Annotated in this window: 22 protein-coding genes; 6 read left to right on the top strand and 16 right to left on the bottom strand. The window is 40.2% G+C overall.

What is annotated here, in order from left to right; genetic code table 11:
* Positions 1 to 68: 68 nt before the first annotated feature.
* Positions 69 to 1538 carry an IMP dehydrogenase gene (gene guaB / locus AC27JL_RS02085; RefSeq protein ID WP_008130378.1) on the bottom strand — a complete coding sequence of 490 codons (1470 nt, stop codon included), beginning with the start codon at positions 1536 to 1538 and terminating at the stop codon, positions 69 to 71.
* A gap of 147 nt (positions 1539 to 1685) precedes the next feature.
* Between guaB and xseA the strand changes: the two genes are divergently transcribed.
* The gene (gene xseA / locus AC27JL_RS02080; RefSeq protein WP_058428460.1) at positions 1686 to 3017 is read left to right on the top strand and encodes an exodeoxyribonuclease VII large subunit; all 1332 of its coding nucleotides are present in this window, start codon (positions 1686 to 1688) and stop codon (positions 3015 to 3017) included.
* Here the strand turns inward: xseA and AC27JL_RS02075 are convergent.
* The 3 genes from AC27JL_RS02075 to AC27JL_RS02065 form a co-directional block, all read right to left on the bottom strand.
* Entirely contained in the window at positions 3014 to 3694 is a 681-nt protein-coding gene (locus AC27JL_RS02075; RefSeq protein WP_487194689.1) for a hypothetical protein, read from the bottom strand. The two genes, xseA and AC27JL_RS02075, sit on opposite strands and share 4 nt — an antisense overlap.
* A 35-nt stretch (positions 3695 to 3729) precedes the next feature.
* A complete protein-coding gene (gene cysE, locus AC27JL_RS02070; protein ID WP_006791922.1) occupies positions 3730 to 4548 on the bottom strand; it encodes a serine O-acetyltransferase in 819 nt (272 codons plus the stop codon).
* Between the two features lie 141 nt (positions 4549 to 4689).
* Positions 4690 to 5619, bottom strand: coding sequence for a sensor domain-containing diguanylate cyclase (locus AC27JL_RS02065; RefSeq protein WP_203984567.1), 930 nt, complete (start codon positions 5617 to 5619; stop codon positions 4690 to 4692).
* 302 nt (positions 5620 to 5921) lie between these two features.
* On the opposite strand from AC27JL_RS02065, the gene AC27JL_RS02060 reads away from it, so the two are divergent.
* A complete protein-coding gene (locus AC27JL_RS02060; protein ID WP_138527740.1) occupies positions 5922 to 6329 on the top strand; it encodes a hypothetical protein in 408 nt (135 codons plus the stop codon).
* Between the two features lies 1 nt (position 6330).
* Positions 6331 to 6651, top strand: coding sequence for a helix-turn-helix transcriptional regulator (locus AC27JL_RS02055; protein ID WP_138527742.1), 321 nt, complete (start codon positions 6331 to 6333; stop codon positions 6649 to 6651).
* Positions 6652 to 6823: 172 nt separating this feature from the next.
* Here AC27JL_RS02055 and AC27JL_RS02050 read toward each other — a convergent pair whose 3' ends face one another.
* Entirely contained in the window at positions 6824 to 9703 is a 2880-nt protein-coding gene (locus AC27JL_RS02050) for a M16 family metallopeptidase (RefSeq protein ID WP_277054099.1), read from the bottom strand.
* Positions 9704 to 9960: 257 nt separating this feature from the next.
* Here AC27JL_RS02050 and AC27JL_RS02045 point away from each other — a divergent pair, with 257 nt between their 5' ends.
* Positions 9961 to 10917: a methylenetetrahydrofolate reductase gene (locus AC27JL_RS02045; RefSeq protein ID WP_138527746.1), complete on the top strand. Its 957-nt coding sequence runs from the start codon at positions 9961 to 9963 to the stop codon at positions 10915 to 10917.
* Between the two features lie 89 nt (positions 10918 to 11006).
* Here the strand turns inward: AC27JL_RS02045 and AC27JL_RS02040 are convergent, their stop codons facing one another.
* The 4 genes from AC27JL_RS02040 to AC27JL_RS02025 form a co-directional block, all read right to left on the bottom strand.
* Positions 11007 to 12740 carry a response regulator gene (locus tag AC27JL_RS02040; RefSeq protein WP_277054098.1) on the bottom strand — a complete coding sequence of 578 codons (1734 nt, stop codon included), beginning with the start codon at positions 12738 to 12740 and terminating at the stop codon, positions 11007 to 11009.
* 2 nt (positions 12741 to 12742) lie between these two features.
* Positions 12743 to 13282 carry a heme NO-binding domain-containing protein gene (locus AC27JL_RS02035; RefSeq protein ID WP_010555805.1) on the bottom strand — a complete coding sequence of 180 codons (540 nt, stop codon included), beginning with the start codon at positions 13280 to 13282 and terminating at the stop codon, positions 12743 to 12745.
* A gap of 239 nt (positions 13283 to 13521) precedes the next feature.
* Entirely contained in the window at positions 13522 to 14769 is a 1248-nt protein-coding gene (locus AC27JL_RS02030; protein ID WP_487194688.1) for a DEAD/DEAH box helicase, read from the bottom strand.
* Between the two features lie 93 nt (positions 14770 to 14862).
* Positions 14863 to 15564 carry a DUF3581 domain-containing protein gene (locus tag AC27JL_RS02025; RefSeq protein WP_277054096.1) on the bottom strand — a complete coding sequence of 234 codons (702 nt, stop codon included), beginning with the start codon at positions 15562 to 15564 and terminating at the stop codon, positions 14863 to 14865.
* Between the two features lie 172 nt (positions 15565 to 15736).
* On the opposite strand from AC27JL_RS02025, the gene AC27JL_RS02020 reads away from it, so the two are divergent.
* Positions 15737 to 16135 (top strand): hypothetical protein, encoded by a 399-nt coding sequence (locus tag AC27JL_RS02020; protein WP_203984594.1) that lies wholly within the window; start codon positions 15737 to 15739, stop codon positions 16133 to 16135.
* Between the two features lie 96 nt (positions 16136 to 16231).
* On the opposite strand, the gene gltX is transcribed toward AC27JL_RS02020, so the two are convergent.
* From gltX to proB, 4 genes are all read right to left on the bottom strand, one after another.
* Positions 16232 to 17716: a glutamate--tRNA ligase gene (gene gltX / locus AC27JL_RS02015; protein WP_008130406.1), complete on the bottom strand. Its 1485-nt coding sequence runs from the start codon at positions 17714 to 17716 to the stop codon at positions 16232 to 16234.
* A gap of 45 nt (positions 17717 to 17761) precedes the next feature.
* The gene (locus AC27JL_RS02010) at positions 17762 to 18121 is read right to left on the bottom strand and encodes a glutaredoxin family protein (RefSeq protein ID WP_006791909.1); all 360 of its coding nucleotides are present in this window, start codon (positions 18119 to 18121) and stop codon (positions 17762 to 17764) included.
* A gap of 72 nt (positions 18122 to 18193) precedes the next feature.
* Positions 18194 to 19153, bottom strand: coding sequence for a GGDEF domain-containing protein (locus AC27JL_RS02005; protein ID WP_487194687.1), 960 nt, complete (start codon positions 19151 to 19153; stop codon positions 18194 to 18196).
* A 102-nt stretch (positions 19154 to 19255) separates the two neighbouring features.
* The gene (gene proB, locus AC27JL_RS02000) at positions 19256 to 20359 is read right to left on the bottom strand and encodes a glutamate 5-kinase (protein WP_487194685.1); all 1104 of its coding nucleotides are present in this window, start codon (positions 20357 to 20359) and stop codon (positions 19256 to 19258) included.
* A gap of 117 nt (positions 20360 to 20476) precedes the next feature.
* Here proB and AC27JL_RS01995 point away from each other — a divergent pair, with 117 nt between their 5' ends.
* The gene (locus AC27JL_RS01995; RefSeq protein WP_008130411.1) at positions 20477 to 21436 is read left to right on the top strand and encodes a DMT family transporter; all 960 of its coding nucleotides are present in this window, start codon (positions 20477 to 20479) and stop codon (positions 21434 to 21436) included.
* Here the strand turns inward: AC27JL_RS01995 and AC27JL_RS01990 are convergent.
* The 3 genes from AC27JL_RS01990 to pdsO are packed head-to-tail and all read right to left on the bottom strand — an operon-like array spanning position 21331 to position 24675.
* Complete coding sequence (locus tag AC27JL_RS01990; RefSeq protein ID WP_487194684.1) at positions 21331 to 21924, bottom strand: class GN sortase; 594 nt, start codon at positions 21922 to 21924, stop codon at positions 21331 to 21333. The two genes, AC27JL_RS01995 and AC27JL_RS01990, sit on opposite strands and share 106 nt — an antisense overlap.
* Positions 21921 to 23915 carry a marine proteobacterial sortase target protein gene (locus tag AC27JL_RS01985; RefSeq protein WP_487194683.1) on the bottom strand — a complete coding sequence of 665 codons (1995 nt, stop codon included), beginning with the start codon at positions 23913 to 23915 and terminating at the stop codon, positions 21921 to 21923. Before AC27JL_RS01985 ends, AC27JL_RS01990 begins: the two co-directional genes overlap by 4 nt.
* 25 nt (positions 23916 to 23940) lie before the next feature.
* Positions 23941 to 24675: a sortase-associated OmpA-like protein PdsO gene (pdsO, locus tag AC27JL_RS01980; RefSeq protein WP_487194682.1), complete on the bottom strand. Its 735-nt coding sequence runs from the start codon at positions 24673 to 24675 to the stop codon at positions 23941 to 23943.
* Between the last annotated feature and the right edge of the window lie 201 nt (positions 24676 to 24876).

The following is a 24876-nucleotide window of genomic DNA, read 5'->3' as shown; positions in this document are numbered from 1 at the left end:
CCACTAATTTGCTTAGTGGCTATTAAAGAGGGCTGGTAAAAGCCAGCCCCGTAATTTCAAGTCGTTGTTTAACCTAAGCGGTAATTTGGTGCTTCTTTGGTAATTTGCACATCATGAACATGCGACTCACCCATACCTGCAGATGTAACACGCACAAACTGAGGCTTAGTGTTTAGCTCTTCAATTGTTGCACAACCCGTTAAGCCCATTGCGCTGCGAAGGCCACCTACCTGCTGGTGAATAATAGTCGCTATTGGCCCTTTATACGCTACGCGACCTTCAATACCTTCAGGGACTAACTTGTCAGCTTCGTTTGATTTTTGGAAGTAGCGATCTGATGAACCTTCTTTTTGATCCATCGCGCCTAAGCTGCCCATACCACGGTATGATTTGTAGTAACGGCCTTGATATAGTTCTACTTCGCCTGGCGCTTCTTCGGTACCTGCGAGCATTGAGCCCACCATTACACACGATGCACCCGCAACAAGCGCTTTCACAATGTCGCCTGAAAAACGAATACCACCATCGGCAATTACTGGAATGTCGCGACCTTTTAAACCATCAACTGCATCTGAAATAGCCGTGATTTGTGGAACACCACAACCGGTAACAATACGGGTTGTACAAATAGAACCAGGGCCGATCCCTACTTTTACTGCATCAACACCGGCATCAGCTAGCGCTATTGCTCCCTCAGCAGTTGCAACGTTACCCGCTACAATTTGAAGATCTGGATAAGCCTGACGAGTTGCAGATACGCGGTCAATAACACCTTGAGAGTGGCCATGAGAAGTATCGATAAGTAGAACATCAACACCCGCTTCAACTAATGCAGCAATACGCTCATCAGTACCAGCGCCAACACCAACCGCAGCACCTACACGTAAACGACCTAACTCGTCTTTACATGCATGTGGTTTATCTTGCGCTTTTTGGTAATCTTTTACGGTGATCATGCCTTTAAGTTTAAACGCATCATCAACAACTAAAATCTTCTCAATGCGGTGTTCGTGCATTAAACCTAAAATTTCTTCGCGAGCTGCGCCTTCCTTAACGGTAACTAGCTTTTCTTTTTTAGTCATAACAGTCGAAATTGGCTGTTCAAGTTTTGTCTCAAAACGCATATCACGGCTTGTAACAATACCTACTAAAGTGTTTTCTGGGTCGGTAACAGGAAAGCCTGAGAACCCTTTTTCTTCAGCAAGGTCCATAGCATCTGCAATTGTTAAATCAGCAGTCACTGTTACAGGGTAAGACACAATACCCGCTTCGTAGGTTTTAACTTTTCGTACGTTTTTCGCTTGTTCTTCAATAGTCATGTTTTTATGAATAAAACCAAGACCACCTTCTTGCGCAAGGGCAATAGCTAAACGAGCTTCTGTAACAGTATCCATAGATGCTGAAATAAGCGGCAAGTTAAGTTTGATACCACGCGTTAAGCGAGTTGAAATATTTGCCGTGTGTGGCAAAACAGTAGAATGACCTGGTACTAAAAGTACGTCATCAAAGGTAAGAGCTTCTTTAGCAATTCTAAGCATTTTGGCAACTTCTCACATGTGGATCTAAGATAAGGAATTGCGGCCAAATCTTAACAGCGTTATAGGCATTCGTAAATAATATTTCGCAAATATTTATGATAAACTTCCCTTATAACTTGCCTCATAAATAGTTTTAGGTTGTTTTTTATGTTTTCAAAGCCTTCGCAAACGGTTTATACCGTCTCGCGCCTTAATAGAGAGATCAGAACAGTACTAGAGCAAGGCTTTGCTTCATTAGTGCTTACTGGTGAAATTTCTAATTTTATTGCGCCAGCTTCTGGGCATTGGTATTTTTCGTTAAAAGATGACAAAGCACAAATTAAAGCGGCTATGTGGCGAGGTAATAACCGAAGCCAAAGTTACCGCCCAGAAAACGGCGCACAAGTAACAGTAAAAGCACGCGTATCACTTTATGAGCCTCGCGGCGATTACCAGCTTATTGTTGAACATATGGAGCCGGCAGGCGAAGGCCAACTCAAGCAAGAGTTTGATGCGCTAAAAATGCGCCTTGCTGCTGAAGGGCTATTTAGCTCTGCATACAAAAAACCACTGCCGCAAAATATAAACCGTATTGGTGTAATCACCTCTGCAACGGGCGCAGCTATAAAAGATATATTAACCGTACTTAAACGCCGCGCACCGCAATTAGAAGTCATTATTTACCCAGCCATGGTGCAAGGTAAAGAAGCCCACATACATTTGATTAACCAAATAGAGTTAGCCAATGCACGCAACGAAGTAGACATACTTATTTTAGGACGCGGCGGTGGTTCACTTGAAGATCTGTGGTGTTTTAACCACGAACAACTCGCCCGCGCTATTCATAACAGTGATTTACCTATTATAAGTGCCGTAGGCCATGAAATAGACACCACAATCAGTGATTATGTTGCCGATATGCGAGCCCCTACCCCCTCTGCGGCGGCTGAGCTTGTAAGTCCTAACACGCAAGAGTTGCATAGCAAAGTAACCCAGCTTATTAATCGCTTAAATAATGCATTTAAACATAGCATTGCAGATAAGCGTGCACTCGCAACCCAATTGCAACATCGTTTAAATCTATGCCACCCGCGCAATCAGCTAAATCAAAAAGCGCAGCGATTAGATGAGTTAAGTATTGCCTTACAACAAGCTATGCAAAGCCGGTTGTACCAACAAGAGCGAACGCTTAATAATTTAACGCCACGTTTAATGCGTCAATCTCCCGACAAAAAGCTAGCACAAGCTTCTCATCAGCTGTCGCAATTACAAGCAAGATTAAACCAAGCTATACAACAACAATTACAACAAGCCAATAATAGCCTGGCATTACAAGCAAGTAAGCTAGATTCGGTAAGCCCGCTTAATGTTTTAGCACGCGGTTATAGCATCACTAAAACACAACAAGGGAAGGTGGTTAAATCTGTGGGTCAAATTAAAGCCGGTGATGTATTAGTTACAGAGCTGGTCGATGGCTCTGTAAAGTCAACAGCGCTTTAAAGCTCTGTTGCCATTAGTAACGTTATTTCGGTGTCGCTTGAAGTCGAGGTTGTTCTTTTAAATTGCAACCAAAGCTTTTGCTTCATTAACTTATCGTTTAGCTCTCGCCATTGGGTATGATCGAATGAATCGTTATCCGTTGGCGCTGCAAGTTTAAATTTACAAACCGATGTTTTACATTCTGCGCTGACAATATCAGGTATCGATGCTAAATCTGCGGTAAGTAAAAAATCCTGTAATGCGGTTTCAGTTTGATAAGCCCACTCTTCATCACGTTGTTGTTGATCAAACTGTGCCTGTAAAGCGGCTTGCACATCATTTGGAGCTCGCAACTGCTTGACCACACTTTCCATTACCGACTTTTGCTGAGCTAATTGCAGCTTAAGCTGTGTAACTTGCTCTTCTAGGGGAAGCTCATCAAGGGGTTGTGGATCTGGTTTAGGGGAAATATCTTTTTGCTCTAAGCGATCACTTTGCTCAGGCGCAGCTGGTACAACACGCTTTGCTGTTGCTTCACTTATTTTAGCTGGCTGAACAAGAGGGGTCTGCTGCTTTGTATCAGCATGCTGTACCTTTGCGGGAGTTGAGTCACTTGAAGCCAAACTAAAATATCCGCAAGTTAAACCCACACCAGCAATAAACCCAATTCCAAGGATTAAAACGTTTTCTTTGTTCATATTAATTCCCTTTAAATTTTATTTTTTATTCTATGTCACAGCATAGCGCTGGTATGCGATTCGTTTTCTGGCTCTGGTGTAGCTAAAAAGTTTTGGTTCATACTTTGCGCAGGACACGGGCATTCAGGTCTGCCAATAATTTTAGCAGGTACGCCAACGGCCGTTGTATGAGGTGGCACAGCAGTTAATACCACCGACCCTGCACCAATACGTGCGCCCTCACCCACTTCAATATTACCCAGCACTTTTGCACCTGCGCCAATTAACACACCCGCTCTGATTTTAGGATGACGATCGCCCTGCTCATTACCTGTACCACCAAGCGTAACCGATTGCAGTATTGATACGTTATCTTCAATGACTGCCGTTTCACCAATAACAATACCCGTTGCGTGGTCAAACATTATGCCTTTACCAACCTGACACGCAGGGTGAATATCTACGCCAAACACCTCAGAGGTACGGCTTTGAATAAAACGCGCCAGTTCTTTACGGTTTTGTTGCCACAAGCAGTTAGCTAAACGGTGAGCCTGAATAGCATGAAACCCCTTTAAATTTAAAATAACAGTCAGGTAGGTTTCTGCGGCTGGGTCTCTATCTTTTACAGCTTTAATGTCTTCTGCGACAAAAGACAGCATGCGATCGCATTTTACAAATGATTGATCGAATAATTCACGAATAGTAAATGCAGATACAACAGCATCCGCCAATTTATTAGCAACAATAAAGCTTAACGCCGAACCCAAGCACTCATGATTCAAAATACATGAATACACGTGACTTGCTAAAAGTGGTTCGCGAGTGACGACTTCATTTGCTTCACTTCGAAGCTGTTGCCAAATTTCATGACGCATAATACTGAACTGCCTTAAATTGATATAAAAAGAGCCTTTTGCTAAGTCTAACGGATTTAAAGCTCAAGGTGTTAACGCCTTAGTTATTTGTTCTGGTTATTAGGTATAACAAAGCACATTTAACAACTAAGTATTTAAAATTTAGTCAACCACGGTTAAATCGGCTGCACATATTAAATTTTTACCCGCAGTTTTTGCTTTGTATAATAAGTCATCGGCTTCTTTAACCATATTTTGTATTTTATAACTGTTACAAGGAATAACACTTGCCAGCCCAACACTAACAGTAAGTGTTTTACTTGGTAATGACAGCTCATTACAAATATTAAGCTGCTTTAGCTGCTCTACAATAGCATTAATAATTATTGTAGCTTGCTCTGAGTTTGTGTTGCCATAAACAAGTACAAACTCCTCTCCGCCAAAACGTGCGCAAATATCACTGGGTCTTTTTGTATATTGCTTAAGGACTGCCGCAACTTGTTTTAAACACTCATCACCTTGTTGATGGCCATAAGTGTCGTTAAGTAGCTTAAAGTCATCTAAATCAATTAATGCCAATGAAAGAGGCATGTTTAAACGCTTGCACCTATTCCATTCTTGCTCTAAAAAGCTATCAAAATAACCACGATTAAATATATCAGTTAGCCCATCAATATTGGCCAGTTTCTGGACTTCTTCTTCAGCGAGCTTTCGCTCTGTAATATTTTGATGCGTAATTACATAATAAAAATCAGTACTGTACTTAAATGGTACTACGCGCATCATAAACCAGCGTTTTTCATCATCACTATGGCATGGGTATTCTAAATAAAACGCTTCTTGCTCTGCATTAATAACAGCATTAATTCCCTTCAATGCCCTTTCGCCTATTTCGTCACCGTTGTCTGCGGCCTTTTTACAGGTAAATAAATAATTTTCTTTTTCCCAAGCACCGCATGAGCAGTCATTTTCTTCACCAAAGTTTTGCCATCCTTTATTTATAAAAACCATTTCTCCTTCTTTATTAATTACAACAACCTGCTCTGGCATAGTGTCCAAAACTAACTTTAAAAATAATTTATCATCTAGCACGCTTACCTTCAGACTTATAAGAATAATTGTCTGAAAGTATATGTACTTAGCGTTTTTATGACAAAAATAAATGCGTACTTTTCTTTAAATTTATTATTTACTCAATCAAAGAATAAAAATGATACGACAGCAACACTCATTTTAAACCTGAACGAAAATCAAATAAAACACATTAAAATCAGTAGTTAAACACACATGACATACACAGTGTCATATGCCAAACTGCTCACTGGCATATTCATGACGGCGTAAAAAATAATAATAAACGCTAAATTAGCATCATCAACTCAACAAGGATAACGATGATGAAAAACGACATATTAAATACTAAAAAACTCGGCTATAAATTTTATTTTCAAGATGGCGACAATCAAATAGCCTGTTTTGGAAGTTACTTTACTGGTAAAGAAGAGGTGTACATAAATGATGATTTATTTAGTAAAAAGCGCAATGTAAATTGCACAAGCACCCACTCTTTTGATTTTGAGAACTCACAGTACCAAGTAAAGTTTGACATGCTAAACATACTCACAGGGCGAATGGAGTGCACACTTTATAAAGATACAAAAGTCGTTGCCAAACAAATTCAATGCAGTCTTCCTGACGATCCTAAAAAGGCTTTCTTTTTTATTGCTGGTTGCGCATTAGGCGGTGCAGTGTTTGGCTATGCAACTGCAACCATTGTTGAACTATTTGTAGGGAAGCTTTAACGTGCAATTAAATCCTACAACTGTTAAATCACTCAGAGGCCAGTTAAATTGGACTCAGCAGCAACTTGCTGACGCCTGCGATGTTAGTTTACGAACAATTCAACGGGTAGAGAAAGAAGGTGCTGCATCAAAAGAAACAACAATGGCTTTATGTGCTGTATTGGAAGTACGCCAAGGTGAATTAATTAAACTTGAAGATAACACTAACTCTTGCGATGTTAGTCCAGTTTTACACACGCGTAATATAACCTCAATTTTAGCACTATCGTCAGTAGTCAGCTTTATATTGGGGATGATCACTGTATTTTTTATAATGAGTTGAGGCGCTAAAAAATGTCAGAACGTAAAGAAAAAGAACTACGAGGCCATATCACATTAATAGCCATAATAAGCGCAGTAATAATTTTAGGGTTAGGGATAAAGGTTGGCTCAATGCTATAAAAAAGCCCCAAACGTGGGGCTTTTAACTATCTACAAGTCGTTTTGTTTAAGGTTTATTTAAAAACACTGTCAACTTTCACTACTTCAATATTGTTAGCCGGAATAGCTAATGCGTAATCGGCAATAACTTTATCCTCTGCAACAAGCGCTGCTGGTTTTTCTGTGTTGTAAACCATTGGCGATGTTTGCTCTGACACTAAACGTTTTTTCATGTCTTCACCGTCACCGGTAATAAACACGTACTGCACGTTATCTGTTTGTAGATTATCTTTAATCACCCGATTCACATCAGCAAGCGTTAGCTTTTCAAGTTTACTTGTTACGTATTTTACAAACGATTCAGTGTTATAAAATTCGCTATCAAGTGCATAACCTAGCTGGCGGTTTTGACTTGCTACAAGCTGCGGCACGTAGTTAATTAAAAAGTTACGTGTTGCCTCAAAGTCTTTTTCGGTTAAGCCGTTTTTAATAAGCTTATCCAGCTCAAATAATGCGGTACGCGTTGCAAAGTGCGCGTCGTTGTTAGAGCGAAGTGGGCGCAACCATACTTGGAATATTTGCTCAGAACGCCCTAAATTTGCATCAGGCTTAGTTTGAAACATACCACGTGGGAAGTATTCAATATATGCGTAATCGCCGTAGTTCATACCGCGCGTTTGACGAATTCGTTCATATAAGTATGAGTTAGAACTACGATGCTCACCAAAGTACGAACGCACAAGCCAAAGGGCAGTCCAATCTTCGCTGCTGCGAATAGTATCAATCGGGAAGCCAAACGATACTGCCGTCGATTGCGCTGATTTTTCTACAATCGTTGCATGATGGCCTTTAAGCTCTGGCGCATCAGGAATACTTAAACGGTTTTGCTCGCCTTTAGGTAAGGTTGCTAAATCGCTCATAATATTTGCTTTAAGCGCTTTTGGCACGGCGCCAATTAAACCTAGTGTTAGTTTAGATTGAGTAAGCTCTGAATTGTAAAATGCTTTTACATCATCAAGCGTTAATGCTTCTAAATCAGAAATATCACCGTAGTTGTAACTTTCGTATGGGTGGCCTTTGTAAAGCGTGCTGTAGAGTACTTCTTTACCTAGCTCTTCATCGTTAGATGCTTTTAATCCCGACTTAATACCGTCGATCATTTCTTTTTTAAGGCGTTTAAAGTCATCGTCTCTAAAGCCTGGGTTAAGTAATTGTTCGCTTACAAGTGCATACCAAGTTTCAGCGTTATCTTTATGAATACGCCCTTGGAACGACAGCATTTCTTTGTCAATCTGGTAACCAAAACTACCTGCAAGTGGATAAAGCGCTTTTTGAATTTCTTTGTAGCTGGTACTTTGCGACCCACCTTGAGCAAGCATTGCGGCGGTAAGCGCAGCTACACCTTTTTTACCTTGAGGATCAGCAGCTGCCCCTGTATTAAATAAAAAGTTTACATCAATCAGCGGCGAGCTATTGGTTTTATCAAGCACTTTAAATACAGGTGCCTCTGGGGCTTGTTCAAGTTTTGCAACTACTGCACTTAAACTCGCCTCTTCTGCAAACCCCGGTGCTTTATCAAGTGCCGACATAGTCACGGTAGTACGCGTGTTATCTACAAAGTATTTATTAGCAACCGCTTTAATATCTTCTGCTGTGATGTTGTCGGCCGACTTATAAAGCTGGTTAATTACTTCAGGATCGCGTTCAAAATGCATGTAACTTGCAAGCGTTGATGCAATTGCTTGCGAAGAATCTAAACCATTAATAAAGCCATATTTAAGGTTAGACTTTAAGTCACTTAATTTTTGTGCATCGACCAACTCTGTTCTGGCTTTTGCATAAGTGCGGTTAATTGCATCACGCGCTTTTGCTAAATCATCAGCGTTTTCTACTTTTACAAATACATGCAGTAAGCCTGGATCTTTGGTTTCTGGATTATAAGTAAACATTTGACTCGCTATTTGTTTATCAACAACGAGCTCTTGATATAAATCTGAGTTACTTGAAAAATAAAGCTGCGAGATTAAATCAAGTGCAGCTCTGTCTTTTTTAGCGGGTTCCCACGCAGCACCCTTATACGATACCAATAGCCAATGCCCCGGCAAGGCTTTATTTTGTTCATGCAAATACTTAGGAGCTTGCTGTTTTGGCTCAGCTTTAATATCGGCAACGTAATTGCCTTTTTCCCAACCACCCCAGTGTTTTTTAACCATTGCCATTGTGGCTTTTGGGTCAACATCACCCACAATAACTAGCGATACATATTCTGGCTTATAAAACTTATCAAAAAACTCTTTACCGTAAGCCATTTGGTCTGGCATGGCTTCTATGTCTTCAAAAAAGCCCATTGTGGTGTGTTTATAAGTGTGTTTTTCAAAAGCCTCTGCACGCACAGCACTTAATAACTTACGAATTGGGCTGGCGTTATTTTTTAAGTACTCACCTTTAACTGTCAGTGCTTCGGTTCTAAATTGCTCTTCGGTGTAGGTTAAGTTTTGGAAAATATCAGCTTCAATCTCAAGTACTTTATCAAGGTGCTGCTTTGAAAAGTTTAAATGGTAGTTAGTGTAATCGTTGGTAGTGTATGCACGGTTATCAACCCCTGCATTTTTGAATATGGCGGTGTATTCGTCTTGCGGAAATTTTTTAGAGCCTTTAAATACCATATGTTCAAAAAAATGAGCAAAACCAGTTTTACCCGCTTCCACTTCATTGCGCGAGCCAACAGAAACCGGTATTTGCAGCGAAACGACATCAGGGTAATCCGTTTTTACAACCATTACACGTAAGCCATTCTCAAGCTCTTCAATTAGGTAATCTTGTGAAAAAACACGGTCATCAGCTTTTTTTATTTGTTCTTGTTTTGCTGTTTGCGTCGTTTCATTTTTTTGCATTGCACAGCCAGTTAAAGCGAGTGATACCGCAAGGCTTGTTGCTAATAATTTAAATTTCATAATTGTCCTTTAGTAAATTGAGCAAAGTTGTTGTCAAAATATTTACAATTTCACTACTAATTATGCCCCAAAGCCAATGAATATAAGAGCCCTCAGTCGCTTTATTATGTAAACAACTGTGTCATGCACTTAATTTAGGAACTCCTTTGTATGAATAATCCTCACGTTGCTTGAAAAACTTTCACTTAAAAAATCTATCTAGACGTCTAAATGGCTGCTATATTTAATCCATCAACCATTGAGCTGGAATGAGGATTATGGCTTTATCACTTCAAGAGAAAATTGAGGACACTAATCAAGGTGTTTACCTTATTGGCACAACGCCACCCAAAATAGGCACTGATAAAGCGCAGTTAAAAACCATTGCAGAAAAACTATTAGGCCGCTTACACGAAATCGAATACGACGGTGTTGTAATTTACGATATTCAAGATGAGAGCAGCCGAACTAATCAGGCTCGTCCGTTTCCATTTAAACAAACGGTTGATCCGCGTGAGTACAGTAAGTTGCTAAAAGACTTATCACGCCTAGATGTAATTACCTACAAAAGCGTAGCGCAACGCGGTGAGGCTGAATTTAAAGAGTGGCTAGATGAAACTAAAAACGAGTTTGATTTAAAAAATGTCGTTTTAGTGGGTAGCCCATCGTCGGAAGGTGATATTAAACTAAGCCTACCTGACGCTTATAAAACATTAGCTGAGCAAAGTGATGACTTCTTTTTAGGAGGCGTAACCATTGCAGAGCGACATGCAAGCAAGCGCAATGAACACGAACGCTTAATAGAAAAAACAACACAAGGTTGCCAATTTTTTATATCGCAAGCGGTTTATAATGCTCAAGCTACTATTGATTTAATAACAAGTTACGCGCGTACCTGCAAGGCACAAGGCGTTACACCAAAACGTATTATACTCACGTTTACACCATGTGGCGGTGAAAAAACCCTAGAGTTTATGCAGTGGTTGGGTATTTCAGTACCAGAGGCGACCAAATGGCGCATGCTTGACGCCGACAACACCTTGAGTGAATCGGTGCGTATTTGCCGCGAAAATCTCGATTCAATTTTAAAAAGCTGTGCACACCTAGACGTGCCACTGGGTTTAAACATTGAAAGCTTAACAAACCGTAAAGAAGAAATTGACGCATCAATTAACCTATACCGTTTATTAAAAGCAACTATGGAGCTCAACCTAGCTGAGAAACAAATAGCGTAAAGTTAAACTAATTTACCCCCTTATTGGCAAGCTAATGCTTGCCTTTTTTATCTCACCAACTTATTTAGTAAACAACTCAAAAACAAAATTTAAATACACACCCACTTTGCTATTACTTCAAACATACTTTCAACCTTAATGGGCTTTGAAATATAGCCATCCATACCGCAATCTTGCGCCTTTAATAAATCCGTTTCTCTTGTATTAGCAGTCATTGCAATGATGGGTAAATTTTTAAACTTTGCTTGTTTTTTTATTTCTATGGCTGCCGTATAACCATCCATTCTAGGCATTTGGCAGTCCATTAACACACCATCGTAAGTTTTATGTTTTAGCGCATCTAATGCCTCAAGGCCATCGTTAGCAATATCAACAATTAAGCCATTTTTACGCAGTATTTGTGTTGCTACTTGTTGATTGAGCGGGTTATCTTCAACCAATAAAATATGAATGCCTTGCAGTTTTTGTAGTGTGTTTTGTGTATTTAAGCTCTCTTGTGATTCTGGTTTTTTTAGTGTTTTTATATGCATAATCTGTAAAAGTACGTTATGCAAAGTACTTTTAATTATTGGTTTTATGAGTACTTTATAAGTGTTATTACCAAACCCTAGTAGGCTTTCGTTTAGCGCTTTATTTTCACAAGGCGCTATTACAATTAGCTTTTTTGCATTTAATTTAAGCTTATTGCGCAAAGACTGCGCAGCACTATCATGATTTAAATTTAAAGTTCGCCAATCTATAAATATAAAATCGTAATCATGTAGCATGCCTAGCCGGTCTAATACTTGGTTGATGTTATTTACAGTGTCAAATTTTACTTCAAAACCTAAAAGCAGCGTTTGTAATGATGTTAACTGACTATCTGAACTTTCAATAACAAGTGCTCGCTTGGCTCTAATATGTGATATGTCAAACTCATTTTGCTTAGTCGAATAATTGAGTGGAATAGTAAAACTAAAGCAGCTCCCCTTATTTAATTTGCTGTTTACTGTAATATCGCCCTGCATTAGTTCGACCAATGTTTTGCTTATTACCAAACCAAGCCCCGTTCCACCAAACTTTCGGGTTGTCGATACGTCAGCCTGAGTAAAAGGTTTAAATAGTGAGTCAACTTGTGCTTGGGTCATCCCAATGCCGTTATCTGAAATAGAGAAAGCAACACTGCAATAACTATCTACTTTCTGAACTAGTTTTACAGCTAATATAACCTTACCCCGTGTTGAAAATTTAAGTGCATTATTTAACAGATTTAATAGTACTTGGTTGAGTCTTAATGCATCACCAATAAAAAAGTCAGGCAGTAAGGGGTCAATATCAAACACCACTTCAATTTTTCTTTGTGATGCTAGCGTGCTAATAATATTTACAAGATTTTCTAGGAAGGTATTAAAATTGAATTCTTTTTGTTCTAGCTCTATTTTACCCGCTTCAACCTTTGAAAAGTCTAAAATATCATTAATTATCCCTAATAAAGACTCTGCCGAATAATGAATTTTTTCAACATAGTCACGCTGTTTTTCCGAAAGATCAGTATCTAAAGCCAAATAAGCCATGCCTATTATGGCATTCATCGGGGTGCGAATCTCATGGCTCATGTTTGCTAAAAAGTCTGATTTAGCCTCATTCGCAGCTTCTGCATCTTGTTTAGCCAGTTCAAGGTCGTGAGTTCTGTTAGCAACCTCCTGCTCCAAATTTTCAGCCGCACCTTTGAGTACCTTATTGGCTTCGTAAAGCTGTAACGATTTGGCTTCAAGTAGTTTTTCAGCTTCTTTTCGTGCCAAACGCTCTCGTTCTAATCTGCGCTGTAAAAGAGCTACATCCATATTTAACCGACCAGAGTTAAGTTAAATGTAGCAACTTGATGATCGTCACTGATATCGCTGCGTATGCTGATATTTTCCTTAAAATGCTCGGCTGCACCTTCTATTAACCCCTCAGCGAGCACTGCAAAGGGATTACTCGAATGGTAAACCATCTGCATTTGGGTATCACTTAATCGCTTGGTTTGAAAACTAGGTAACTCAACGTCGGTATACAATTTTTCAACTTCTACATGTACGTGCCTATCTATGGTATCTAAAAAATCAAACGTGGTAGTGAGGTTTTCAAAAAACTGTGGATAGTAAACCAAGAAGCGCGTTAACAGATATTTTCCGTACTCTTTAACCAGTACATCCACTGGAACATCGACGATGTTGCTCAACGAAGTCACTAATTTTAAAAGCTCTTGCTTGTTATAGTTACCAACGCTGGTGTAAATCCCATTGGAATCAAGTTCGTTTTGTACAATAATTTGATCGGCAACGGCAGGTGAAAATGTGCTTTCGACCATTTCTAAAAATTCAGTAAAAATAATACCTTTCATCGCTCTACCAACCTATTAGTCGTAGATTAAGTATAGATTCAAACTGTAATAATGCACATTTGTAAGAAGAAAAAACACTTACAAAGTACTGCTATTTAAAGGGGGGTATTTATTTAGCCGCTTTATGTAAGGGTGGCTATTAAAATAAGCAGAGCTGATGTGTATAAAATTGCTAAATACTATTTAAAACTCATTTTTTATAACTAAATGGGGCATTAACTGCCCCATACTACTGGCTATTATTTTCGTCGTCTGCTTGGTGCCCTTTTACCTGTAATACGCTTTTTGTCACGATCTTTACGCGCTTTATTGGTGTTTTTTCGGTTATCTTTAGGGGCTTTGTTTAAGTCAGGCTCATAACCTTCTAACCATTGTGGTGCTAAACGCGTATCAAGCAGTACTTCAATTTCTTCAAGTAACCATTGCTCGTCAATACTTACAAGCGACATTGCAAGGCCTTGCTCGCCTGCGCGACCCGTACGGCCTATGCGGTGGACATAATCTTCAGCTATGTATGGCAATTCAAAGTTAATTACGTATTTAAGGGCTGGAATATCTAAACCACGGGCAGCTACATCGGTGGCAACTAATACGCGAGTAGTACCTTCTTTAAAGTTTTGTAGTGCACGGTCTCGCGCGCCTTGCGATTTATCGCCATGAATGGATTCTGTTTTTAAACCGTCTTTACACATTTCTTTGGCAAGCTTATCGGCCATTTGTTTAGTACGCGTAAATATAAGTACTTGGCGCCAATTTTTCATGCCGATCATATGCGATACAAGTTCGCGCTTACGGTCTTCATCAACTGCGTAAATAATTTGCTCTACTTCAACGGCGGCTGAGTTACGTTTATCAACTTCAATCAGCTCGGGGTTTTTAAGTAGTATTTTACTTAGCTCAAACACGCTGTCATCGAATGTGGCTGAAAACAATAACGTTTGGCGATCGCCCGGAATATGGCGCAAAATACGTTTTATTTCATCAATAAAGCCCATGTCGAGCATGCGGTCGGCTTCATCAAATACTAATGAATCAACACTAGAGAGCACCACACTGCCTTTAACTATATGATCGAGCAAACGACCTGGTGTTGCCACTATCACTTGCGCCGTTTTAAGTGCTTTAATTTGCGGGCCAATACTTGCGCCGCCATACGCTAAAGCGCCCTGAATGTTAGTGCCTTGTGCGTACTTTTCAAAGCTGGCAAACACTTGCTGAGCAAGCTCACGCGTAGGCGTTAAAATGACCACTCGGGCAATGCCTGGCTCCTCTTTTTTAGGTGTATTTAAAAGCTTATGTAGTAGTGGCAATACAAAGGCGGCGGTTTTACCTGTGCCAGTTTGTGCGCTGCCCATTACATCGTTGCCCGCGAGAATTGGCGGAATAGTTTTAATCTGAATTGCGGTAGGCTGAGTGTAATTATTTTGCTCAATCGCTGTTAATAATAACGGGTCGAGATTAAGTGATGAAAATGATGTAGCAGACATAGGCTTAGCTTTAAAATAACAAAGAGCGCCATTATACCTGAGCTTTAGCAATAAAAAAGGCGCTATCAATAGCGCCCCATTTAAATGCTGATGTTAAACCGGTTTTAAGGTCGCTTTTCGCTCGTTATAAAATGCAATTAAATCATCAACCGTTGTTTGGCAGTATTCACGAATACCTGACACCACCATGTGCTTTTCACCAAAACCAACTTTTTCGCCGTTTTCTAATAGGTTAAAGCGCAGAGTAATTTTGCCGCGTTTACCTGTATATTCAAAGCTTGGCTCTGCAAATTCAAGCGTTGGTGCTTGAATATTAATGTCATCAAGATTAATAATCATCGACTCGTAAATAACCATAGGGCGCGCTGGGTTAATCATCACCTCTTGCTTGCCCATTAGCGGAATAATGACATGCGGGAATGCCGCACCAGAAAACTCAACATAGTTTTTTATTAGGCTATTTGTAAGTGTTGGGCATTTGCTGGTTTTACCTTCGCGTTTTACCTTTAAAATTACTTTATCGCCGTTGGTTACATCAAACTCATCCTCCCCTTGTGGAAAATTAAGTTTGGTATTTTCGTCAACCATGCCAGCAAAGGTAAATTCCATTCGCTCACTTATACCGTAGCGGTCTAACACTAAAGAAAAAAGTAAGTCTCCTGGCGCGCAAAACTTTTTGGCATCTTTGTCATGAAGTGGATTGTAATCATCTGCAACGCACTTTGCGAAACGACACCCTTGCTCACGAGAGATAGAAACATAATCAGCGTGCTGCTGAAAGTAAGGACTTAACATAGTTTGTTCACTGCTTAAACTGCTTATAACTTACCCATACTACCAGAAAAAATTTAAAGAGAGGTCGAATCACTTACAAAATGATACAACTTACTTTTGTTTTTGCTTTGCTTGCTTTTGTTTTTATTGATAATTTGTTCTTAAGCCAACAATAACTAAGGGATTAATCATTATGCTGCGTATTTTTGCTGTAACCTGTGTGCTAACTGCACTAACTGGGTGTTCTGGCGTTACTTACCATACCAATATAAACAACGATGTTTTAGGTGATGAAATTGGTACTTATGTAAATAAAAGAGATCTGCATCAATTTTATAGTGACCAACAAGCCCATGAAAGCGGTGCTTCATTATTAGGCCGAATTGAAGGCGAGAGCTGTAATGGAGATGGCCGTGGTGCAAACAGTAACGTTAGTTACAATCGGGCCAAATCAAGTGCCATAGATTCACTTAAAGCGGATGCAATGCGCAGAGGCGGTAATGCCTTTACTATTAATTCTTGTAGAGAAACTCCTCAATCTTATTGCGACATTTCGGTTACTTGTACTGGTCAAGCTTACGACTTGAAATAAATGCAGTAATACCAAAACTAATTAACACTGGCTCCCTAAAACAAAAAAGCCGAGCTTATTTAATAAGCTCGGCTTTTTAAAAAGTATGACTAAAGATTATGCGCTTGGGTATGTACGGTAAGCACGCTCAATATTTTTAGCCTGCTTTTTAGAAATACCTAAATGAGCAAGTGCTACACGTAAACGCGCACGTGATAGGTCAGAGCCTAAAATTTCCATTGCATCAAGTACCGACGTCGATGACGTTTTACCTGTGATTGCTACAAATATTGGCTCTAAAAAGTCTTTAATTTTAAGCTCATGGAATGTGGCAACCTCTTTTGCAATGGCAAAAATAGCTGGCTTATCAAAACTACGTAAGCCTTCTAATTGCCATACAAAAAATTGTAGTGCTTGGCGTATTACATTTTCGTCGGCTTTGCCCGCCGTTAACAGTGCTGGGTCGTAAGTTGGAATACCACCTACAAAATGACCTGCTAAATCAACCATATCCGACAGCGTATTAATACGCGTTTTAGCTTCTGGTAATACTTTAGCTAGCATTTCGCCGTTAAACTTCCAATCAACAAAGCGCTGCACAAGCTCTTCGTCAGTCAAGTTTTCGCGGATCCACGTCCCGTTTAACCAGCTTAACTTATCTACGTCAAATACTGGGCCACCAAGCGATACACGTTTCATGTCAAAGTGTTCAATCATTTCATCAAGTGTGAACTTTTCACGCTCGTCTGGCATTGACCAGCCCATGCGGCCTAAGTAGTTAAGTACCGCTTCTGGTAGGTAACCCATTTCTTTGTAGTAATTGATACTTGTAGGGTTTTTACGCTTAGAAAGCTTTGACTTATCTGGGTTACGTAATAATGGCAGGTGCCCAAGTACTGGCGCCTCCCAACCAAAGTCTTCGTAAAGCTTTAATAGTTTAGGTGCTGAGTTAATCCATTCTTCACCACGGAAAATATGGCTAATTTGCATGTGGTGATCGTCTACCACATTTGCTAAGAAATACGTTGGGAAGCCATCGGCTTTTAATAGCACTTGCATGTCTACGTTTTCCCACGGGATCTCAATCTCGTCGCGTAGGTAGTCGTTGAACTTAAAGGTCCCTTCGCTTGGAATTTTCATACGTATAACGTAAGGCTTACCTGCAGCTAGGTTAGCTTTAATTTCGTCTTCTGTGTGGTTTAAACCACGACCGTCGTATTTAGGACGCAGACCTTCAGCCATTTGCTCTTCGCGCATTTGGTCAAGCTCTTCGCTTGTTGCAAAACAGTAAAATGCTTTGCCTTGCTCAACAAGTTGGTGTGCGTATTTTTTATATAAATCGCTACGTTCAGACTGACGATAAGGGCCAAATTCACCGCCTACATCAGGGCCATGATCCCACTCAAGACCCAACCAACGTAGGCTATCCATTATCGCTTGTTCCGACTCAGGTGTGCTTCGTACTTGGTCTGTATCTTCGATACGAAGAACAAATTCGCCGCCTTGCTGCTTAGCAAAACAGTAGTTAAATAATGCAATATAAGCGGTGCCAAGATGCGGGTCACCAGTAGGTGACGGGGCAACACGAGTACGGATTGTCATGATAATGTCTCTTTAAATAAGTGAGATAAAAATTAAATGAATCGTTTAAGCAGCTACTTTATTTAAGTACGCAATAATATCGTTAGATTCGTAAAGCCATTGAGTTTGGCCATTTTGCTCTATACGTAAACAAGGCACTTTTATTTTGCCACCTTGTTCTAGTAGCTCTTGACGATATTGCTCATTGTCTTTTGCATCGCGTGTTTCTATGTTCAAGCCTTCGCGCTTAATAGCACGACGTACTTTCACACAAAACGGGCATGCTTTAAATTGATAAAGTTTAAAATGAGAGGTTTGCAGATCAAGCTTGGCTTGCTCTTCGCTTGCACGCTTTTTACTACGAGGAGTAAATATAAAATTAAAGAATAAAATTATACAACCTAAAAACCAACGAACGAATTTCATGCTTAATACTCTGACTACAACAATTTAAGGAGCCAGATTTTAGCACAATTTTACAATCAAAAAAGCTCAATACTATTGAGAAATCCTGACTTCTTTGCTGAGCGTAAGTTCGTGACATGATGTCACCTTATTCCGTCCTGTTTTTTTTGAGTGATATAACGCCATGTCGGCTTGGTTTACTATACTTGAAACGGTATCAGCGCTTTGTAGCTCTAAAAAGCCAATGCTAATTGTTAACTGCTGTATGTGCTCAAAATCATGACTGGCTACTCGCTGTCGTAAACGGGAGAGTGCATTAAGTGCATCCGTATTTGTTTGCGACTGAAACACTATTGCAAACTCTTCCCCTCCGTATCTAAAAGCATAATCTTCAATTCTAAAATTATTTTTTATGAGTTTAGCAACTTGTGCAATTACACCGTCGCCAACTACATGGCCAAATGTATCGTTAACATTTTTAAATAAATCAATGTCAACAATGGCTAAATACCAACAGCGTTTTGTATCTGCTTGCTCTCGGGGTAATAAAAAGCCATTACCGGTGACTATTTCCATTACTTTTTTGTCAAAGGTTTGGCGATTTAAAAGCCCCGTTAAAGGATCAAGCCGCGACTTATGCAAAATCCATAATTGATTCGCATACACATTTAAAATGTACATCGCTAATGCACTTATTCTATCGGTTATTAACTGCTTGGTTTTAATAATTAAAACACCCAGAATAGTATCGCTATGATTAACCGGGATGTATGTTGTTACATCATCAGTCGTATGAATAACTCTTGTTTTACTAGGTGTTGCTTTATTAAGTATTAATTGGGCTTGATTGGGCTCTAAGTATGTTAAGTTGCTGTGTGTATTTATCAGTATAGGTGGGGCTTGCAAGGTAACGTGCTTGTTTATGTAAATCGCAAAATTATCGACGCTTAGTAAGTCACCTAGCACGTCTATTAAAGCCGAATCTAAATGGCTTTCGTCTTCCTGACAAGTGAGTTCGACTACCCACTCGTGGCCACATGAATTGGCTTGCATTGCCACACCCAGTTTGAATAATTTTTAACCAGTATAGACATAATCTATAACTTTACTAAATAATTAGACAGTTAATTAAAATACATGCTTTTTAGCTAAGCATTAAAGTAGTACCAAATCATCCCTATGCAATACTTCTGCCCCAGCGTCATAACTAAGTAACTGTGCAATATTTTTTGAATGTGCGCCTTTAATTTTATTAACCTCCGAGCGACTAAAGCGGGTTAAACCACGCGCAATTACTTGGTTATTTGTATCAATCAAATCTATTAAATCACCACGCTCAAAATCCCCAAAAGCACAAGTGACTCCTTTGGCCAATAAACTTGCCCCATTATTTTGCAGCGCACGAATAGCGCCTGCGTCTATTGCTATTTGCCCATTGCTTTTAGGCCCGGCTAATAACCATTTTTTGCGACCATCTTTAGGCGCTGTTAACTTTAAAAAGCGCGTACCCGGTAATTGCTCGCTCATGCATTTTAAAATAACGTTGCTGCCAGCGCCTTTGGCAATAATGACTTCAACGCCTGCACGCCTTGCTATATCAGCCGCTTGCAACTTTGTTGCCATACCGCCAGTGCCTAAGCTTGTACCGCTACCACCAGCAAGTTGACGCAGTTCATCGTTTATGTGAGTTACTTCGTCAATAAGCTTTGCATCGGCATTGGTGCGCGGATCGCTGGTAAACAAGCCGTCTTGATCGGTAAGTAATAGCAATTTGTCTGCATTAGCTAATATAGCCACCAAGGCCGATAGGTTATCGTTATCACCCACTTTTATTTCGCTCGTCGCCACCGCATCGTTTTCATTTATAATAGGCACCACGTTGTAACTAAGTAAGGCCGTTAATGTATCGCGTGCGTTTAAGTAGCGCTCCCTGTCATCAACATCAGCGCGTGTTAGCAGCATTTGCCCTACGTTTACACCATACAAGGCAAACAAACTTTGCCATATATGAATAAGTTGGCCCTGCCCAATGGCGGCTAACATTTGTTTATCCGCTAAGCTCGTACCACAGGATTTTAATAGTTGCTCACGGCCTGCAGCTACGGCGCCGCTCGATACCATAACAACCTGATGCCCCTGCTTTTTAAGCTCGCAGCATTGGCGAACTAACTCAACCATATGAGCTTTATCTAGTTTATCGGTGCCACCAGTTAGTACGCTCGTACCTAACTTTACAACTATTATCTGTTCCCTTTGCATTATTTTTAGCTATTAAAATTTTATTATGATTTAACTTATACCAGCTCGGTATTTTTGAACAAGTTAAAAATATTCATGCTAGGATCGCGCTATATTTTATTGTTTAAATTACGTCTTATGCCTGCCAGTTTATGTTTAATTATTGCCACTTTTTTATGGGGCAGTTCGTTTATAGCGCTTAAATACGCCATTGCCATTTACGATCCCGCATTAGTGATATTTTTACGTATGCTTACTACGCTCGTTATTTCATTGTGTTTATGGCGTTATGTTATTCGCTTTGAATATCAAAAAGGTGATTGGAAGTATTTAGTGGGCATGTCGCTTGCTGAACCTTGCTTGTACTTTTTATTTGAAGGCCACGCAATGGAATATACATCGGCATCTCAGGCGGGGGTTATTGTGTCGTGCTTGCCAATAATAGTCGCGTTTTTAGCATTTTTTATGCTCAAAGAATACATAAGTAAAGCCATTGTAGTGGGCTTTACGCTATGTATTGGCGGCAGTATTTTACTTACGCTGCTCTCACCAAGTTCAGAACAAGCGCCTAATCCTATTTTGGGTAACTTTTTAGAGTTAATGGCTATGGTGTGCGCTGCATTTTATACTGTTAGTATTAAGCACTTAGCAAACCGGTATTCACCACTGACTTTAATTGCATTACAAGGCATTAGCGGGAGTTTGTTTTTTGCCCCCTTTTTATTTTTTATTGACCTACCCAGCGAAAATCAACACGACCTAACGGCACTTATGAGTATTTTATATTTAGGCTCTTGCGTTACTTTAGGCGGCTACGGTATGTACAACTATGCAATTAGCAAGGTATCGGTGCTTACTGCGGCGGCGTATTCAAATTTAATTCCTATTTTTACACTTATCTTATCGGCCATTATTTTGGGAGAAGTACTTACACTTTGGCAGTGGCTTAGTATTTTTGTGGTATTTATTGGCGTTATGGTTAGTCAGCGCCATCAAGAGCTTGTTGTTGATATACCACTTAGTGAATCTGGTGAAGATATTTCTGCCGATACCAATAACCTCAAATCGGTGCCCGACGCTAATGCATCAAAGGGATAACAGGTAAGTAAATAAAGCCCCGGTGTGCGTAAAAAGTCATGCTGCGATTGATGAATTATATCAACCGCCGTGACTTTATACTGCTGTAACTCCCCGCTTTGTAACTGCATAGTAAACTGATCCCCCACTTTGGCGTGCTGTAAAAACGCAAAGTGGGTGTCGTTATGACCTGCTATTAACGCTCCCTTCTGGCGATTGCCCAATTCCCCCGCGGGCAAAAAATGGCTTGGTGCAAATGCTAAATTTCGACCACTCGCACCACCGAGCACACTTAACGTTTTTTTATGCGATGGAAAGTGAAGCTGCGCGGTTACAAAACTGTCAGCATAAAACCACGGTTTTACTTTTTTACCCGGCTCTGCAAGCGCTTGCTGCCACGCATGCTCAATAAGCACTTGTGCAAGCCATGCCTTTGCTTGCATATACACACCGTGGCCAAACAAGCTGAGCCCAGCAATTAATAGCCCTGCACTTAACCACTTTTTCATGTTTTAACGCGTCTTTTTAATTTAAGAGCACCAAACGCTATAAGTAACATACTACCCAACATTATATGCAGCCTACTTTGACCATCGGTTTGCGGCAAACGCATTTCCATTCCTTGCGGGACTTGGTTAGCGGCTTGCGCAGTTTGATCTGCAACGTCTTTAATTTGAGTGTGTTCAATGGCAATAAACGCAGTAAATGGACTTAAAAGCTGATGCGTTAAAGCTAATTTTTGCACCTCGTCTTTAACACTACTTTGCTCGTTATATAAAAGTAACGATTTAATTTTTTGACGCGCCCACAATTTTGCTATGCCTTTGGCTTGAGAGCTATTTTGTGTGCTTAATTTAATACTTAAAGGCCCTTGTGCTGTTTGCCCTGTAAGTATCACACTTTTAGCATCATTAAGTTTTATAGCAACCATAACTGGCTCACCAAAATATAAATCAGGCAGTGGTGACGGCCAAAAATCTAAGCTGTTACCGTTTTCATCGCTTAAAGCGAGGTCTGTAATGGCTGGGTGGGCGAGCTTATCAAATAACTGCTCCATTTTAGGCTGTACTTCTTGTGTGCTGCCGATAAAAGTAAATGTGCCTTTTCCTATATCGGCTGCACGGCGCATAAAAAAGCTATTAGGAGCACTACCAATTCCTACCGTAAATAAACGGCTATCACCTAATTTAGCCTGAATATTTTTAAATAAAGTAGCTTCGTTACTTACACTGCCGTCTGTTAAAAACACTACTTGGCGTACAAAACCATCAAACGTACTGCCTTCAAGTACCGCGTCAAGCGCGCCTTGTATTTCGGTGCCACCATCGGCTTCAAGGCTGTAAATAAAACGCTCTGCTCGGCGTAAGTTAAAATCACTGGCTATAAGAGGCCTATCACTCATGGCGGTGACATTATTATCAAAACCAATAATGTTAAAGCTGTCGTCGCTTTCAAGTAACGACAGCGCATAAAATAACGCCTTTTTGGCCTGCTCAATAGACTGCCCATGCATTGAGCCCGATGTATCTACTACAAATACCATTTCTCGGGGTAAGCGCTGAGTTTGCGTAAAATAATCCCCTGGCGGCATTAACATAGCAAGGCCATAATGGTCTGCGTTTTCAAACTGCTGGGTAAAAAAGGCAGCTTGCGCGTTTTCTTTTTGAAGCGGCTTAAACGCTAAAACAAAGTCACGATTAGCCCCATTTTTATCGTTCAGTGCTATTTTATATTGCCCAAACGCGGGATTATTAACATTAATACGGTGATGTTTAGAGGTTATATCAACAAGCTCTAACCCCACATCTATATCTATATTTAAAGTAAACTCACTGCTAGGTGCATCATTATTTTTTTGAATGTTATAAACCGGGCTTAGCCAACCACTGGGCGCTAAGTTTTGATCCATAAGGCTTGGACTAGGCTGCTCTAATGTGCCATTTATTGCATGGTAGCGCGGTGTAATTGTGGTTGGAAAACGAATAGTAAAAGTACCACTGCGATAATTAATAATTTCTTGATACTCAAGCTCAATGGCCACCTGTTCACCGGGGCCAATATTTGCCACATTAGTGACAAACATATTTGCCCGTTGTTGACGCACCAGTGCAGCCTGCTTTCCTGCCTTTTGAGCTTGTGCGTATTTTTTTTCGGCCTCAATTTTTTTATCAATATGCCCTTTAATAACGCGCTCACCAATACGCATTGTCATGGCGTGCACTGCACTTTCGTCGGGTAGTGGAAACACATAACGTGCATTCACCGCAAATGGGTTTTCGTTTTGATAAGTTTGCTTAACGACAACATGGTTAATTAACCCTGTTACTGTCATATGAGCGTCGCTTTTTAATATTATGGCAGGGCTAACGGGCTTACCTAAGGTATCGGTTAGTTCAAGCTTTGGCGATTGCGCATAGCAGCTATTACTTGCTAATAGCGCTATTGCCGTGAATATAAAAATGCTTGCCTTAACAAGCATTTTGGTTGGGTTACTCAACATAAAATCACTCCATCGAATGCTAAAATTAGTTACTCGCCGTTTGGCCATTTACAGGCGCTAGTGAACGGGTAGTCAGCGTTACTCGACGGTCAAAAAAGTTATCTTCTGTGGTATTGCTATTTGCCAATGTGTGTTGTTCACCAAAGGCTTGCGTACTTAAACGTTTATGGCTAACGCCGTGTTTTATTAAATAACTTTGCACTGCATTTACACGCTTTTTAGAGAGCAGAAGGTTGGCTTGCTCATCTCCTCGTTGGTCGGCAAAGCCACTTAAATCAAGCGCTAATTGAGGTTGGTTGTTTAAAAGTACAACTAACTGGTCGAGCTGTTTAGCAAAGTGAGGCGCTATGGTGCTTGAACCCGTTTTAAATTGAACGGTCATCGCAAGCAGGTTATTAATTTGAGATTGTGTTAACTGCTCGTTTTGCTGTGCTAGCACCTCTAATTGCTGCTCTAACAGATTGTTATGATTAAGTACGTGTTGATAGTCGTTGGTTTTTTGTTTCATTACGGCCAAGGCGCGTTGTTGTTCGTCAATTTTGTTGTCGGCGACTTTTGCATCACCAATTAAACCACCAGCAAATGCGCCTATAAACGCACCAATTGGTCCACCAACCACACCACCAATAATAGCGCCAGTTCCTAAACCTATTGCGGTTTCTTGAGTTGCTTCTTTTGAGGGCGAATGTTCAGAAGCCGATGAAAATGTCGGAGTAGAAAAACCAGCAACAAGCGTTAGCGCGATTAATGTCTTCTTCATAATATGATCCTTAAAATTGATTTAACTTTGTGATGTTTTGTTTCGATAGGTGCATTAAAACAGCATCAAGTGGCAACAAAGGGGAGCAAAAATGGCAAACCGCTGAGCAATTGTGGCAAAAAAATGGCAATTGCCTTTTTAACCGTACATAGCTGAAAAACTTCGATATAGTGCGTTTTAAAATAAATAAGGGTGTGTAGA

It is taken from the genome of Pseudoalteromonas sp. 4NS20-0020, from assembly GCF_057554385.1.
This window is presented reverse-complemented; position numbering and strand designations above follow the sequence as displayed.